Raw genomic sequence first — 12,743 nt, forward strand, 5'->3', positions numbered from 1 at the left:
GCGCCGCCGAAATTTCACCGCCCCTAATCGATAAGCGAACGCGCCCGGCGGCATAGATCGCGGCCCGCCCGAAGTCTGAGGGGGCGGAAGACAAGGGGGAGGCCGGTGTGAACCAGGAAGCACGCGAAAGCTTCACCCGGTTCGTCGAGTCGCGCTCCGCGGTCCTCGTCCGGACCGCCTACGCGCTGACCGGCGACCAGCACGCCGCCGAGGAGCTGCTGCAGAACGCGCTGGTCAAGACGGCCGCGCGGTGGCGCCACGTGCACGGATCGCCCGAGGCGTACGTGCGCCGCGCCATGTACAACGAGCAGGTCGGCCGGTGGCGCCGGTCCCGGCGGGAGACGGCGGTGGCGGCGCCGCCCGAGGTCGCGCAGCCCGACCGCAGCGGCGAGGTCGCCGAGCGGCTGGCGCTGCGGCACGCCCTGGCGGCGCTGCCCGCGCGCAAGCGGGCCGTGCTCGTCCTGCGCTACTTCGAGGACCTCTCCGAGACGGAGGTCGCCCAGATCATGGGCTGCTCGGTCGGCACGGTGCGCAGCCAGACCCACAAGGCGCTGGCCCGGCTCCGCGAGCTGGCGCCCTCATCCGAACACGCGGGAGGACGGACATGACCGATCCCATCCTCAAGGAAGCGCTCGCCGAGTTCGCCGGCCAGGCCGCGCCGGTGCCCGGCCTGGCCGGGCGCGTCCTGCGGCGGCACGACCGCAGGCGACGGCGGCGGATCACCGCCGCGGCGCTCGCCGCGGTGGCGACCGCCGCGGCGGTGGTCGTGCCGTTCGCCTGGCCGCAGGACGAGGGGCGGACGGCCGCCCTGCACACCTCGAACGGGCTGCCGGCCAACACCCCGGACGAGGTGGCCGACGCGCTCAGATGCCTGCGCAGGAAAGTGCCGCGCGACCCCGTCGCGGCGACCGACGCCCGGCTGCTCGCGCGGATCCACCTGGGCAAGGACCTCTTCGTCGCGGCCGTGGGCAGCCCGCGGGACCTGGTGCTGTGCGCGGCGTCCCCGAAGACCGGCAACACCGAGGTGCCCCAGCCGATCCCCTGGTATCCGGCGGGCCCGGCCGACCCGAAGGCGCTGCGGCACCCGCTGCGGGTGGACGCCGCCGCCTCGGTGACGGCGCCCACGAGGTCGGGGACGGTGGAGTACCGCAACGGCCGGGCCGTCCACGACGACCTGGTCTTCCTGGTCTCCGGCCGGGCGAGGCCGGAGGTGCGGCGGGTCGAGGTCACCTGGTCGGACGGCCGGACCGTCCGGGCCGTGCTGCGCGACGGCTTCTTCCTGGCGTCCCACACCGGCCGCATGGAGCCCGACCCGACGGCGACCGGCGCGATGTCGCGCGGCGCGATGCGCACCTCGGCGGACCGCCCGACCCGAATCGTCGCCTACGGCGCGAGCGGCGTCCTGTACCGCCTGGCGCCGCGGATCGCCCCCCGCTCGCTCTACGACAACTCCCAGTGCGTCGACACGATCTCCCTCCCGAGGCACTACCTCTGCAGCGTGTGACCGCCCTGGACGCGCCCCCTCCCGGACCCCGGGAGGGGGCGCTTTCGTGTCGGCCGGGCGTGGCGCGATGGGTCCCCGGTGCCCCGCAGCGGCGGCCCTGGCGTTGGTGACACGCCACCGCGGAACTTCAAGATTCCTTGGAATCCGGGAATCACCGGCGCACTTCTAACCTTCAACTAGATGATGATCAGTTAAGTCGGCACGGAGCCCGCCGCCGGCACTGATCGCCTCCTCCCCCCGAAAGGAACGGCCATGAACGGTCACCGGACCCTCGCGATCTCCGGCAGCCTGCGCACCGGCTCGCACAACACCGCGCTGCTGCTCAGCGCGCTCAACGCCAAGATCGACCTGGTCGGGGCCGCCGCCCGGTGACCCGCGGGCCCGTCAGGACGTCGCGCGGGAGTAGTAGGCGCGGGCCTTGGCGCGGTTCCCGCAGGCCGCCATCGAGCACCAGCGGCGGCGGCCGTTGCGGGAGGTGTCGAGGAACCACAGGACGCAGCCGGGCCCGTCGCAGTGGCGGATCCGGCCGGGCGGGGCGGACGCGACCAGGTCGGCGAAGGCCCGCGCGACGGTCCAGGCGGGGAGCAGGCCGGGGTCGTCCAGCTCGACGGTCTCCACCGGCCCCGCGGCGTCCAGGCCGAGCCGGATCCGGCCGTGCGCGAGCACCTCGCCGATCGCGGTGAAGTCGCGGCGCTCCAGCGCGGCGCGGATCGCGCGCCGGACCTGGAGCAGCGGACCGGGGTCGCCCGGGGGCAGGCCGTGCTCGGCGAGCCAGGCCTCGACCGCGCCGGGCCCGGCCAGGCCGTCGACCGGCTGCCCGTGCTCGCGCCACTCGGTGTCGACGAGATCGAGCGGGAGGGGTTCGCCGAGCAGGGGTCGGATGGCCATACCCCATGTTAACCGATCACAGCAAGCTAGACAGTTAGGAGATGTCCATGCGCAAGGAACACGTGGCCTGGGCCGGGCTCGCCGCCATGACGGTCTCGTTCGGCCTCAACTTCTCGATGGGCGTGTTCTTCACGCCGACGGCCGCCTCGTACGGGGTGAGCACGACCGCGCTGGCGGTCGCCGCCGCGCTGAGCACCCTGCTCACCGGCCTCGCGCAGCGGCCGATCGGCGGGCTGCTCGACCGGGTGGGGGCGCGGGCCGTCCTCGCCGGCGGGCTGGCCCTGATCTCCACGAGCTACCTCGCGCTCGCCGCCGTGCGGGAGACCTGGCAGTTCGTCCTCGCCTACATGGTGCTCGGCGGGCTCGGCTTCGCCGCCTCCTCCAGCCTCACCGTCACCACGCTGATCGGCCGCGTGCACGGCGACCGGGCCGGCCCCTCCCTCGCCCGCGCCGCCCTCGGCATCAACCTCGGCCAGCTCCTCGGGCCCTGGGCCGCCACCGCCCTGTTCGGCCCGATCGGCGTCCGCGCCACCTACGCCGTCCTCGGCGCCGCGGGCCTCGCGGTCACCCTCGCCCTCCGCCTCCTCCTGCCCGCCGATACCGCCGCGGTCAAGGCGCCCGCCCGCGGCGGGGAGCCGCTGCGGGGGCGCGGACGCGTGCTCGTGTCGTTCGGCCTGCACGCGGCGACCCTCTACGTCGTCATCCTGATGCTGCCCAAGCACGCTGTGGAGGCCGGCTGGTCGGTCGCGGGAGGCGGGCGGCTCGTCGCGGTCGCGGCGGTCGCGGCCGGCCTGACCTCGGCGGCCGCGGTCCGGCTGCTGCGCAGGTACCCGCCGGAGACGCTGCTGCGGGTGCTGTACGCGGTGCGCGGGACCGCGCTGCTGATCGCGGTGGCGGTGCCGGGCCGCTGGGCGCTCATCGCCGTCGCGGCGCTGTTCGGCGCCTCCTCGTTCCCGGTGATCCCGCTGACCATGGCCGTCCTCTCGCGGGGGCTCGACCCCGCGCGGATGGGCCGCTCGCTCGCCCCCGCCTGGGTGATCCACCAGCTGTCCGCCGCCGCGGGGCTCGGGGTCGCGACCCTGATCCACGCGTCGACCGGCGGCTACCGGGGCTACTTCGCCCTGACCCTCGCCTTCACCGTCGCCGCGGCGCTGCTCGTCGCCCCGGCGCGCCCCCGCCGGCCCCTGCCGGCCTGACCACCATGAGCACCGTTCACCACCGGACGGCCGTCATCGACGGACACGAGATCTTCGACCCCGACGGGCCCGCGCCCACCTCAAGGACCTGGCGGACAGCGCGACCCGCGCGATCGGCCGGCTGCACCTGATCGGCGCCCCGTCCACCGAGAAGATCATCCTGCACCGCGAACGCGAACGCGCCCCTTCCCTGGGGTCGGGAAGGGGCGCGTTTCTGTCGGCCGGGGCCTACTTGAGGAGCTGGCGGGCCATGACCATGCGCTGGATCTGGTTGGTGCCCTCGTAGATCTGGGTGTTTTCAGCCGGGCCGAATCCCACCTTGATCAGGACCATCGAACCCGCTTCTGAGCTGCAGCGGAGCCACCCGTCATCACACGTCGCCTTTCATCCTCTTCAGACGTCTCACGGAGCACAGACGGAGCAAGCGAAGCTCAGCATCCAGGGGACCAACCGGCCCGCCTGCCTGAGGCGTGGATCGCTGCTGCGCTGAACTTCATACCTGCGGATCTTCAGGTGACTCGATAGCGGGCTTGCCGGCGAGGTCACTGGATAAGGCCAGGTCGGCCTACAGCACCCGAGCTCTGGCAGGGTGCTCGATGACCCCCTCCAGGCCAGGACCTGAGCCTCGCTTCCAGCCTCCACCTGATGACCGCTCGAAAAAATCTTGAGAATCCGTTGGACGGAGCGCCATCCAGGAGCGGCGTTATGAGTGAAAAGTGACCATGACGGGAGGTAGGGACATGCATGGAAGAGACCCGCTCCCCCAACTAGCGATCTTGGTGGGATGAGCTTTGGCTGCAGCCGTCGACGCGTGCCCACGCGCCTCCTGTGTCTGCCTGTTGAACGGCCTAGCACCCAGCCCGCTATGTCAGGACACCGATGAGATCGCACCTTCCGGCAGCCTGCTGCCTCAGGAGTTCGTGGCGTTCAACCGGGAGCACCAGGTCAGATTCGTCATGTACGTGCGGCTGCGCGGCTTGTCACATGAGGATGCCGAGGATGTCGTAAGCGAAACCTTCCTGACCCTTTACCGGGTGAGGAAGCGCCTGTTCGCGAGCGACAACCCGGTGGCGTTCGCCTTTAAAGTCCTCCGTGACACCTTCGCTAGCCACTGCCGCAAATCCGACCGAGCCCCCGCCTCGGCGACCATAGACGGCGACTCCATTGACGCTTACCACCACGCCCCGGACGCCATAGAGCCCTCACTACGCATGCTCGACGTCACTCGGGCGATCGACAAACTCCCCGAACGACAAGCCGAATGTGCCCGACTCTCCCTCATCTTCGACTACGAGACCGCCGAAATCGCCCGTTATCTCGGCATCAGCCCATCAACGGTGACCTCTCACCTGGCCATTGCCAGATCGAGCCTGAGGTCTCTCCTGGGGGACTACCGCGAAGGAGGTGCGGAGGCATGAACACCGATAGGAGCCCACTGGAGAACTTCGCAGCGAAGTTCCGCGAGCAGTACGCTGACTACGACACCGATCAAGCTCTGCGCCGCCTCGAAAGCCGGATCGTCAACGCCGAATCCGAACTTTTCACCCGGCATCCCTCGCGTGCATTCATCATCATATCGGGTGGGGCATTGGATGAAGAAACCCCACCAGAAAGCGAGCCAAAGCCTACAGAAAGCAGTGTATGGATCCTAGACTGGACGGCCAGAGCTGCCTGCCGAAACGCCGATCCGGATGCGCTCTTTGTTCAAGGCGCGGCCCAGAATCGGGCAAAATTGATCTGTCGAGGCTGCCCGGTCAGGGCTGAATGCCTTGCCGATGCTTTGGACAATAGGATCGAGTTCGGTGTTTGGGGTGGCATGACCGAACAGGAGCGGCGCGCACTCCTGAGGCGACGCCCTGATGTCACCTCGTGGCATGAACTACTGAAGAGCGCCAAAGTGGAATATGCCAAGGCGGAGCACGAGCGCGAGCCAGAGAGTTCTCTCGACTGGCTCACGGCCTGATCTCCCCTTTTCTTGGGCGTGGGTGGCCACGACGCCCAAGAACGAAAGGAGGAGAGATGGAGAATTTCAAGAAGTGGAAGCGAGTGTGGTGGCTGGTGGTTCCGGCCCTCCTGACATCGATCACTGCACTTGCCCAACTGACCCAAGTCCTCATCGAGTCCTATCGCCGATAGGAACTGTTCCAATGAGGCGCAGACATCAGATCGCGCTCGCTTCGACTCCTATGCTCACGTTGTGCTTTAGAAATCAGTTGGCGCTGCCGCTGAACTCAGCGAGCCCTGGAGGGGGCATTGAACGAGACTGGCGCGAGGGGAGTACGAAAGATGAGTGATAGCCCTCTAAGGAACACTGATCCATCTCATGGCTAGCAGAGCTATTTATACTTGATCAGAATCATGTCCGTCTGAGACAGAAAAGCAGAAGCCAGCCACTACTTCAGGATCGAAGGGATGCAGCAGAACTCCACACACTCAAAGTCAAACAGATAAACGAAGTGGCCTGCACGCCCATAGGCGTGCAGGCCACTTCGTGGTGCAGCGCAAGTTAGCGATGGGTGATCCACCAGAACAGCAGGCCGATGAGGCCGGTGCCGGTGGCGTGGGCGGCGCCGCGGGCGAGGGCGAATCCGATGGTGCGGCGGAGCCGGCGGGTGGTGGAGCGGCGCTTCGTAGTGGGGGTGGTCGGGCGGAGCTTGGGGGTGTTGGTGTGTGTCATGGCTGCATGACATCGAGGATGGCGATGATGTTGCAGATATGCCGGATGGGTCCGGAACCGTGGGGCTACGCTCCTGGTGGGCGGGGATCCGGGTCGGTCCGTCCCGGATCCGGATAGCGGTCTTTCGGGGGCGAGGAGGCGGTCGTCGTGGCGGAGTTCCGTCCGAAGGACTCGACTTCCCAGGTCTTGGCGGAACTGGCACGGCTGTGGGACCAGGCCCGCGTCCGCCAACCTGGCCAGGTGTCCCAGAAGAAGCTCGCGACCGCTTCGGGTGTGCCGTATTCAACGGTGAACGGGTGGGCGAAGGGCACGGCGGTGCCGCGTGTTCTGGATCAGCTGGTCAAGGTCGGCGCCACTTTGGCGAAGTGGGCGAACGAGCGGCCTCTGTCGACGCACGAGTGGGATCGGCTGATGATCGCTGACCGCAGCCGTTCGTCCTCCTGCCCGTCCGAACCAAGCACGATGGTGGAACAGATCCGGGTCGGGGTGATCCCGCGGCCAGCCGATTGCTTCCAGGAACGCCAGGTTGCCGAACAGGTACAGACAGCGGTCAGTGAGGGCGGCACGGTGGTGCTGACCCAACCAGAACCCCAGGCGCTGACCCAGGTGTTGGCCGGGATGGGCGGAGTCGGCAAGACCCAGTTGGCCGCCGCGCACGCCCGCCGCGCCTGCCAGCAGGGGGTCGGCGTCGTGTTGTGGGTGAACGCCGCCACCCGCGACAACATCGTCTCCGCCTACACCGCCACCGCCCAGCGCCTAGGTCTACCGCTGGCCGATCACGATGACCCAGAACATGCGGCCGAACAATTCTTGATCTGGGCTGAGACCATTGATCAACGGTGGCTGGTGGTGCTGGACGACGTGCAGCTCCCTCGGGACCTGAACGGTTTGTGGCCGCCGACCACGGCCTCGGAGACGGGTAGGCAAGTACTGGTCACCACCCGGCTACGGGAAGCGGCACTCGCCGGGGCGGACCGGCGCACGGTCAATATCGGCACTTTCACTCCAGCCGAAGCCCGCTCCTACCTGGCCGCCAAGCTAGGTGACCATGCGCTGGCCTCCGAGCTAGATGCCCTCGCCGAGGAACTGGGGTTTCTGCCGCTGGCGCTGGCACAGGCCACGGCCTACATCAACAACGCCGACATCACCTGCGCGACCTATCGGCGACGCATTGCCAGCCGGCTGCTGGCCCATGCCGTCCCTGGCGAGGACTACCTGCCCGACGGGCACCAACGGGTTGTCACCGCGACCTGGGAACTGTCCGTCGAGCATGCCGACCAGGCCGCACCTACCGGGCTCGCCCGTCCGGTACTGGAACTGATCAGCGTCCTGGACTCGGCTGGCATCCCCCAGGCCGCACTGACCTGCCCGCCCGCCCTGGACTACCTCACCACCCGTCTACTCGTACCCGCTTCCGACACCACGAGCCCGCAGGTAGATGCAGACATGGTGGACGACGCATTACGGAACCTGCACCGGCACAGTCTGATCGATCACGACCGGGCCGCCGACCAGCGCGAGGTTCGCGTACACCAGCTCGTCCAGCGCGCTACCCGCGAGAATCTCACCCTCCAACCCCAACTTGACCCAGACACGTTTACCGATCTCGCCCATGCCGCAGCTGGCGCCCTACTGGAGATATGGCCGCAGATCGAACGCGACCAGATCGGCCAAATCCTGCGCGCCAACACCACCGCCCTCCAGCACGCCACCGGCGCTGCCCTCTACAGCTCTGACGCCCACACCCTGCTTTTTCGGGCCGCTGCAAGTCTCGGCGAAACCGGGCAGGTCGCCGCCGCCATCACCGCCTCCGCCAACCTGCACATCGCTTGCCTGCGCCACTTCGGCCCCGACCACCCCGACACCCTGGCTGCCCGCAATCGCCTCGCTTCCTGGCGAGGTGAGGCAGGAGACGCCGCAGGCGCCGCTGCCGCATTCGAAGAACTCCTGACCGACCAACTGCGGGTGCTCGGCCCCGACCACCCCGACACCCTGGCCACCCGCAACAACCTCGCAACCTGGCGAGGCCGGGCAGGGGACGCCGCAGGCGCCGCTGCCGCATTCGAGGAACTCCTGACCAATGTCTTGCGTATGCTCGGCCCCGACCACCCCGACACCCTGGCCACCCGCAACAACCTCGCTTCCTGGCGAGGCGAGGCAGGAGACGCCGCAGGCGCCGCCACCGCCCTCGAAGAACTCCTGACCGATCGGATACGGGTGCTCGGCCCCGACCACCCCGACACCCTGGCCACCCGCAACAACCTCGCTTCCTGGCGAGGCGAGGCAGGAGACGCCGCAGGCGCCGCCACCGCCCTCGAAGAACTCCTGACCGACCAACTGCGGGTGCTCGGCCCCGACCACCCCGACACCCTGGCCACCCGCAACAACCTCGCAACCTGGCGAGGCCGGGCAGGAGACGCCGCAGGCGCCGCCACCGCCCTCGAAGAACTCCTGACCGACCTACTGCGCGTGCTCGGCCCCGACCACCCAAACACCCTGGCCACCCGCAACAACCTCGCTTCCTCGCGAGGCGAGGCAGGGGACGTCGCAGGCGCCGCTGCCGCATTCGAGGAACTCCTGACCAATGTCTTGCGTATGCTCGGCCCCGACCACCCAAACACCCTGGCCACCCGCAACAACCTCGCAACCTGGCGAGGCCGGGCAGGGGACGCCGTAGGCGCCGCCACCGCCCTCGAAGAACTCCTGACCGATCGGATACGGGTGCTCGGCCCCGACCACCCCGACACCCTGGCCACCCGCAACAACCTCGCTTCCTGGCGAGGCCGGGCAGGGGACGCCGCAGGCGCCGCCACCGCCCTCGAAGAACTCCTGACCGATCGGATACGGGTGCTCGGCCCCGACCACCCCGACACCCTGGCCACCCGCAACAACCTCGCTTCCTGGCGAGGCCGGGCAGGAGACGCCGCAGGCGCCGCCACCGCCCTCGAAGAACTCCTGACCGACCTACTGCGCGTGCTCGGCCCCGACCACCCAAACACCCTGGCCACCCGCAACAACCTTGCATTCTGGCGGGAGCGATGAGCTAGTTAGAAGTAGACACCTGAAACGTGGTGCTAGCCTCGCTGCCTGCTCGTCACCCGAGGAGGTTCACGCCGTCGTGGTGGCGGATCTTGGGGTGCTCGGCCTGCATGGCGTCGAGGACGCGGACAGCGTAAGCCTCGTCGAGCATGGCCGTGACTTCGTCCTTCGTGGCCCAGTGGAAGCTTTTGACCTCATCGTTCGTCAGGAGGTTGCCGGCGACCGACCGGCATCGGAACACGAGGGCCACGATGCCGCGCGTCATGTTCTTGTAGACGCCGGTCAGGGCGATGGGCTCGACGGTCAGTCCCGTCTCTTCGCGGACCTCGCGGACCAGGCCGTCGGTGATGGTCTCGGCGACTTCGAGGACTCCCCCGGGCGGCTCCCAGTGGGCGTTGTCCCGACGCTGGACGAGCAGGGCCTTGTCGCCGTCGACAACGACGCCGGCGACGCTCACTGAGTGACGGGCAGAGTGATCAGGCATGTGCTCCCCTCCATCGGTAACCTGACAGTAGTAGACGTCTGGACAAGTTGTGGAGTCGCGCTTTGAACGCTGACGGAGTACTTACCGGCGAGCTCGATCCGCACAGTGATCGTGCCGTCTTCCGTCAGATCGCCGACCACCTGCGTGACGCCATCCAGCGGGGCCGCCTCCCGGAGGGGGCGAAGCTGCCGTCCGAAGCCCAGCTTGTCGAGCATTACAAGGTCGCCCGCATGACGATCCGCAGCGCTCTTCAGGAGCTGCAGACGGAAGGGCTGGTCGTCTCCGAGCATGGGCGGGGCGTGTTCGTTCGCCGCCGGCCCCCGGTTCGCCGCCTTGCCTCCGACCGGTTCGCCCGCAGGCACCGCAAGGAGGGGAAGGCCGCCTTCCTCGCCGAGTCGGCACAGGTGGGGGCCAAGTCCGAAGTCGACATGATCGAGATCCGCGAGCAGGCCACGACGGCCGAGGTTGCCGATCGGCTCTCCCTCGAAGCCGGCGACGAGGTAGTCGTCCGCAGTCGGCGGTACTCACTCAACGGCCACCCTGTTGAGACCGCCGTGTCGTACATCCCTGCCGACATCGCCAGAGGTACTCCGATCACGGATCCCAACCCTGGCCCCGGTGGGATCTACGCCCGCATCGAGGATATGGGGCACACCCTCGAACGGTTCGAGGAAGAGGTGTCGGCTCGGATGCCGACCCCCGATGAGGCGCGCATCCTGCAGCTTCCCGCCGGCACGCCGGTCTTCCGGCTCGTGCGGACGGCGTTCGACACCGAGGGGCGCGCCGTCGAAGTCTGCGACACGATCATGTCGGCCGACGCGTACGTCCTGTCGTACGAGCTTCCGGCCCACTAAGGCAAAGCGTTGACAGACGACGCGCACACATCTATACAAGTGATGGAACTCATCTAGACGTGTAGGCATCCTGTTGATCGTTCAGCGAGTCTCCTCACAACTTCATACGTGGTGCTCCACCGGCGGGATGACGAACAACGAGGTCCCCGCACGGACACCACGGTTGATCGCAAGCTCGCAGCGTTCGCGCTGCCCATGCGCCATCGTCCGGTTCGCAGGAGGTGGCGGGTGGAGTGCGCGAAACCGCGTTCCCTCTCACGAGGAGCTGCCCATGCGTCACAACGGCCGTGACCCGATCTCGCTCAGCGACCTGCTTCCCTCCCAGATCGACATCCCCGCCCCGGTCCCCGAGGACGTCCACCCCAAGCCGCGGACGCTGGTCACCTGCCTCGACTGCGGTTCGTTCCAGCCGATCAAGCGGCACATGATCCACCCGCACCGGCGGTCGCGTCTGTCCGAGAGCGAGGTCCGTGCTATGCCTTCGGCCGCAAGACCGCTCCGTTGGAGCGGTGGGCGACCCAGCCGCGGTGCCCGGGGTCGGGTCAGCGCGTGATCGTGAACCTGTCCTACGAGATGTGGCGGCAGCGCCTGTCCGAGGCCGTCGCCGACGCCGACGCCCGCCGCAGCGCCCGGCAGTTCACCAAGCCCCGCCCGCCGGTGCCGCCGGCCGTGCACCAGATCGCTCAGGCCCGCGCCAAGACCCTGGCCCAGTCCGAAGGCGCAGCTCTCGCGCAGACGGCTCGCCTCTGACGCCTCTCCCTTCGAGATTCCTCGCTCTCCACGCCCCGGCCGGTTCGGCCGGGGCGTTCTCGCATGCCCTTCATCCCTTCTGAAAGGAGTCCGCCGATGGGCAGCAACGCCTACCTGGACGCATCCCTGATCCATCCGCACCCGGCCAACGTCCGCGAGGACCTGGGCGACCTGACCGAGCTGATCGATTCGATCCGCGCGAACGGTCTGCTGCAGCCGCTGGTGGTGCGTCCGCACCCGACCCGGGACGGGCACTTCGAGCTGCTGGCCGGCCACCGCCGTCACGCCGCCGCCCTGCAGGCCGGCCGCCACGGCGAGCGGCTGCCGGTGGTGGTGCGGCACGGCGTCAACGACGACGGCCGCGCGATCGAGGTCATGCTGATCGAGAACTGCCAGCGCCGCGAGCTGACGCCGATGGAGAAGGCCGAAGCGCTCGGCGCGCTGGTCAACCGCGGCTACTAGGCCGCCGACATCTGCCGCGCGACCGGGCTGGCGTCCTCCACGGTGTCGCACCACTTGGCGCTGCTGGAGCTGGACGAGTCCTCCCGCGCACAGGTCCGGGACGGCAAGGTGTCCGCGACCGACGCGGTCGCCGCGGTGCGGCGGGCCCGCCGCAAGTCCCGGGCCAAGAACGGTTCGACGGCCACTTGGGAGTGGGAGCCGGACTTCCTGGCCGCCACGCACCCGCTGGCCGTCAAGGCCCGCCGGCTGTGCGACGCCCGCGAGCACACCATGCGGCGCCGGATCGGCAAGACCGCCTGCGGGCAGTGCTGGGAAACCGTCATCCGCCAGGACGAACGCATCGTCATCGCCGCCGAGGGTGTGAGCGCGACCGCCGTCACGCCGATGCGCCCGCGGGGGAGCGCCGCGTGAACCGCAGTTCCCGGCCGGCCGTCCCGGCCGCGCCCTGGAACACCCGCCCCGAGGCAATCGCCGACCTGTCCGCCTCCTGATCCCTTCCTTCCCGCTGTCCAAGCTGACCGGCCTCGCTTCCCTCATTCGTCCCGGGGAGCGAGGCCGGTCTTCCTTCACGCCCAGGACTCCCCATGCAGCACCCGATGATCATGCGCCTGGTGGAGCGCAACTGCCGCGCCTCCGAGCTCACCGCCCGCGCCCGCCGCGCCACCACGACCCCAGCCGCCGACAGCACCGCCACCCCGCGCACCGCCGCCAACCCGGCCCGGCCGCCCGACCGGCCGTGACCGGCTCGCCCGCCCCCGTGGTCGTGATCTGCGTCGGCTGCGTCGGCACCCGCACCGACCCCGCAGGTGGACCCTGCCTGCGCTGCCGCGGTACCGCGATCGACCCCAACCCGACCGACCTCGCACCGCCCGGCCCCGGCCCGGCGGAG

14 protein-coding genes are annotated in these 12,743 nt (G+C 69.0%); 11 read left to right on the forward strand and 3 right to left on the reverse strand.

Annotation, left to right across the window (positions count from 1 at the left end; translation table 11 throughout):
* Positions 1–107: 107 nt before the first annotated feature.
* Together ACRB68_RS26595 and ACRB68_RS26600 are read left to right on the forward strand one after the other, a co-directional pair.
* On the forward strand, positions 108–608 hold the full coding sequence (locus tag ACRB68_RS26595; protein ID WP_328594816.1) for a SigE family RNA polymerase sigma factor: 501 nt from the start codon (positions 108–110) through the stop codon (positions 606–608).
* A complete protein-coding gene (locus ACRB68_RS26600) occupies positions 605–1,504 on the forward strand; it encodes a hypothetical protein (RefSeq protein WP_153536909.1) in 900 nt (299 codons plus the stop codon). The genes ACRB68_RS26595 and ACRB68_RS26600 overlap by 4 nt, the downstream gene beginning before the upstream one ends.
* Positions 1,505–1,888: 384 nt before the next feature.
* Here the strand turns inward: ACRB68_RS26600 and ACRB68_RS41555 are convergent, their stop codons facing one another.
* Positions 1,889–2,392 (reverse strand): CGNR zinc finger domain-containing protein, encoded by a 504-nt coding sequence (locus ACRB68_RS41555; protein WP_153536911.1) that lies wholly within the window; start codon positions 2,390–2,392, stop codon positions 1,889–1,891.
* 47 nt (positions 2,393–2,439) lie between these two features.
* Between ACRB68_RS41555 and ACRB68_RS26610 the strand changes: the two genes are divergently transcribed.
* The 3 genes from ACRB68_RS26610 (at position 2,440) to ACRB68_RS26620 (ending at position 5,551) form a co-directional block, all read left to right on the forward strand.
* The gene (locus ACRB68_RS26610; protein WP_194293450.1) at positions 2,440–3,588 is read left to right on the forward strand and encodes an MFS transporter; all 1,149 of its coding nucleotides are present in this window, start codon (positions 2,440–2,442) and stop codon (positions 3,586–3,588) included.
* A 920-nt stretch (positions 3,589–4,508) separates the two neighbouring features.
* Positions 4,509–5,006 (forward strand): RNA polymerase sigma factor, encoded by a 498-nt coding sequence (locus ACRB68_RS26615; protein ID WP_153536915.1) that lies wholly within the window; start codon positions 4,509–4,511, stop codon positions 5,004–5,006.
* Positions 5,007–5,233: 227 nt separating this feature from the next.
* Positions 5,234–5,551: a WhiB family transcriptional regulator gene (locus tag ACRB68_RS26620; protein WP_328594907.1), complete on the forward strand. Its 318-nt coding sequence runs from the start codon at positions 5,234–5,236 to the stop codon at positions 5,549–5,551.
* 543 nt (positions 5,552–6,094) lie between these two features.
* Here ACRB68_RS26620 and ACRB68_RS26625 read toward each other — a convergent pair.
* Positions 6,095–6,265, reverse strand: coding sequence for a hypothetical protein (locus tag ACRB68_RS26625; protein ID WP_153536918.1), 171 nt, complete (start codon positions 6,263–6,265; stop codon positions 6,095–6,097).
* A gap of 147 nt (positions 6,266–6,412) precedes the next feature.
* On the opposite strand from ACRB68_RS26625, the gene ACRB68_RS26630 reads away from it, so the two are divergent.
* On the forward strand, positions 6,413–9,307 hold the full coding sequence (locus ACRB68_RS26630) for a tetratricopeptide repeat protein (protein WP_153536920.1): 2,895 nt from the start codon (positions 6,413–6,415) through the stop codon (positions 9,305–9,307).
* 52 nt (positions 9,308–9,359) lie between these two features.
* On the opposite strand, the gene ACRB68_RS26635 is transcribed toward ACRB68_RS26630, so the two are convergent.
* Positions 9,360–9,761: an NUDIX hydrolase gene (locus tag ACRB68_RS26635; RefSeq protein ID WP_328594817.1), complete on the reverse strand. Its 402-nt coding sequence runs from the start codon at positions 9,759–9,761 to the stop codon at positions 9,360–9,362.
* Between the two features lie 89 nt (positions 9,762–9,850).
* On the opposite strand from ACRB68_RS26635, the gene ACRB68_RS26640 reads away from it, so the two are divergent.
* The 5 genes from ACRB68_RS26640 (at position 9,851) to ACRB68_RS26660 (ending at position 12,594) form a co-directional block, all read left to right on the forward strand.
* Positions 9,851–10,642, forward strand: coding sequence for a GntR family transcriptional regulator (locus ACRB68_RS26640; RefSeq protein ID WP_153536924.1), 792 nt, complete (start codon positions 9,851–9,853; stop codon positions 10,640–10,642).
* Positions 10,643–11,191: 549 nt separating this feature from the next.
* The gene (locus ACRB68_RS26645) at positions 11,192–11,392 is read left to right on the forward strand and encodes a hypothetical protein (RefSeq protein ID WP_153536925.1); all 201 of its coding nucleotides are present in this window, start codon (positions 11,192–11,194) and stop codon (positions 11,390–11,392) included.
* Positions 11,393–11,488: 96 nt separating this feature from the next.
* A complete protein-coding gene (locus ACRB68_RS26650; protein ID WP_194293451.1) occupies positions 11,489–11,854 on the forward strand; it encodes a ParB/RepB/Spo0J family partition protein in 366 nt (121 codons plus the stop codon).
* Positions 11,855–11,896: 42 nt separating this feature from the next.
* The gene (locus tag ACRB68_RS26655; protein ID WP_153536929.1) at positions 11,897–12,265 is read left to right on the forward strand and encodes a hypothetical protein; all 369 of its coding nucleotides are present in this window, start codon (positions 11,897–11,899) and stop codon (positions 12,263–12,265) included.
* 173 nt (positions 12,266–12,438) lie between these two features.
* A complete protein-coding gene (locus ACRB68_RS26660; protein WP_153536931.1) occupies positions 12,439–12,594 on the forward strand; it encodes a hypothetical protein in 156 nt (51 codons plus the stop codon).
* Positions 12,595–12,743: the final 149 nt, after the last annotated feature.

It is taken from the genome of Actinomadura macrotermitis, from assembly GCF_009604375.1.
GTDB classification, from domain to species: domain Bacteria; phylum Actinomycetota; class Actinomycetes; order Streptosporangiales; family Streptosporangiaceae; genus Spirillospora; species Spirillospora macrotermitis.

Excerpts from the sequence above, each read along its gene's own strand:
- ACRB68_RS26650 (WP_194293451.1), top strand. The coding sequence starts at position 11,489 with ATGGGCAGCAACGCCTACCTGGACGCATCCCTGATCCATCCGCACCCG.
- ACRB68_RS26610 (WP_194293450.1), top strand. The coding sequence starts at position 2,440 with ATGCGCAAGGAACACGTGGCCTGGGCCGGGCTCGCCGCCATGACGGTC.
- ACRB68_RS26660 (WP_153536931.1), top strand. The coding sequence starts at position 12,439 with ATGCAGCACCCGATGATCATGCGCCTGGTGGAGCGCAACTGCCGCGCC.
- ACRB68_RS41555 (WP_153536911.1), bottom strand. The coding sequence starts at position 2,392 with ATGGCCATCCGACCCCTGCTCGGCGAACCCCTCCCGCTCGATCTCGTC.
- ACRB68_RS26625 (WP_153536918.1), bottom strand. The coding sequence starts at position 6,265 with ATGACACACACCAACACCCCCAAGCTCCGCCCGACCACCCCCACTACG.
- ACRB68_RS26600 (WP_153536909.1), top strand. The coding sequence starts at position 605 with ATGACCGATCCCATCCTCAAGGAAGCGCTCGCCGAGTTCGCCGGCCAG.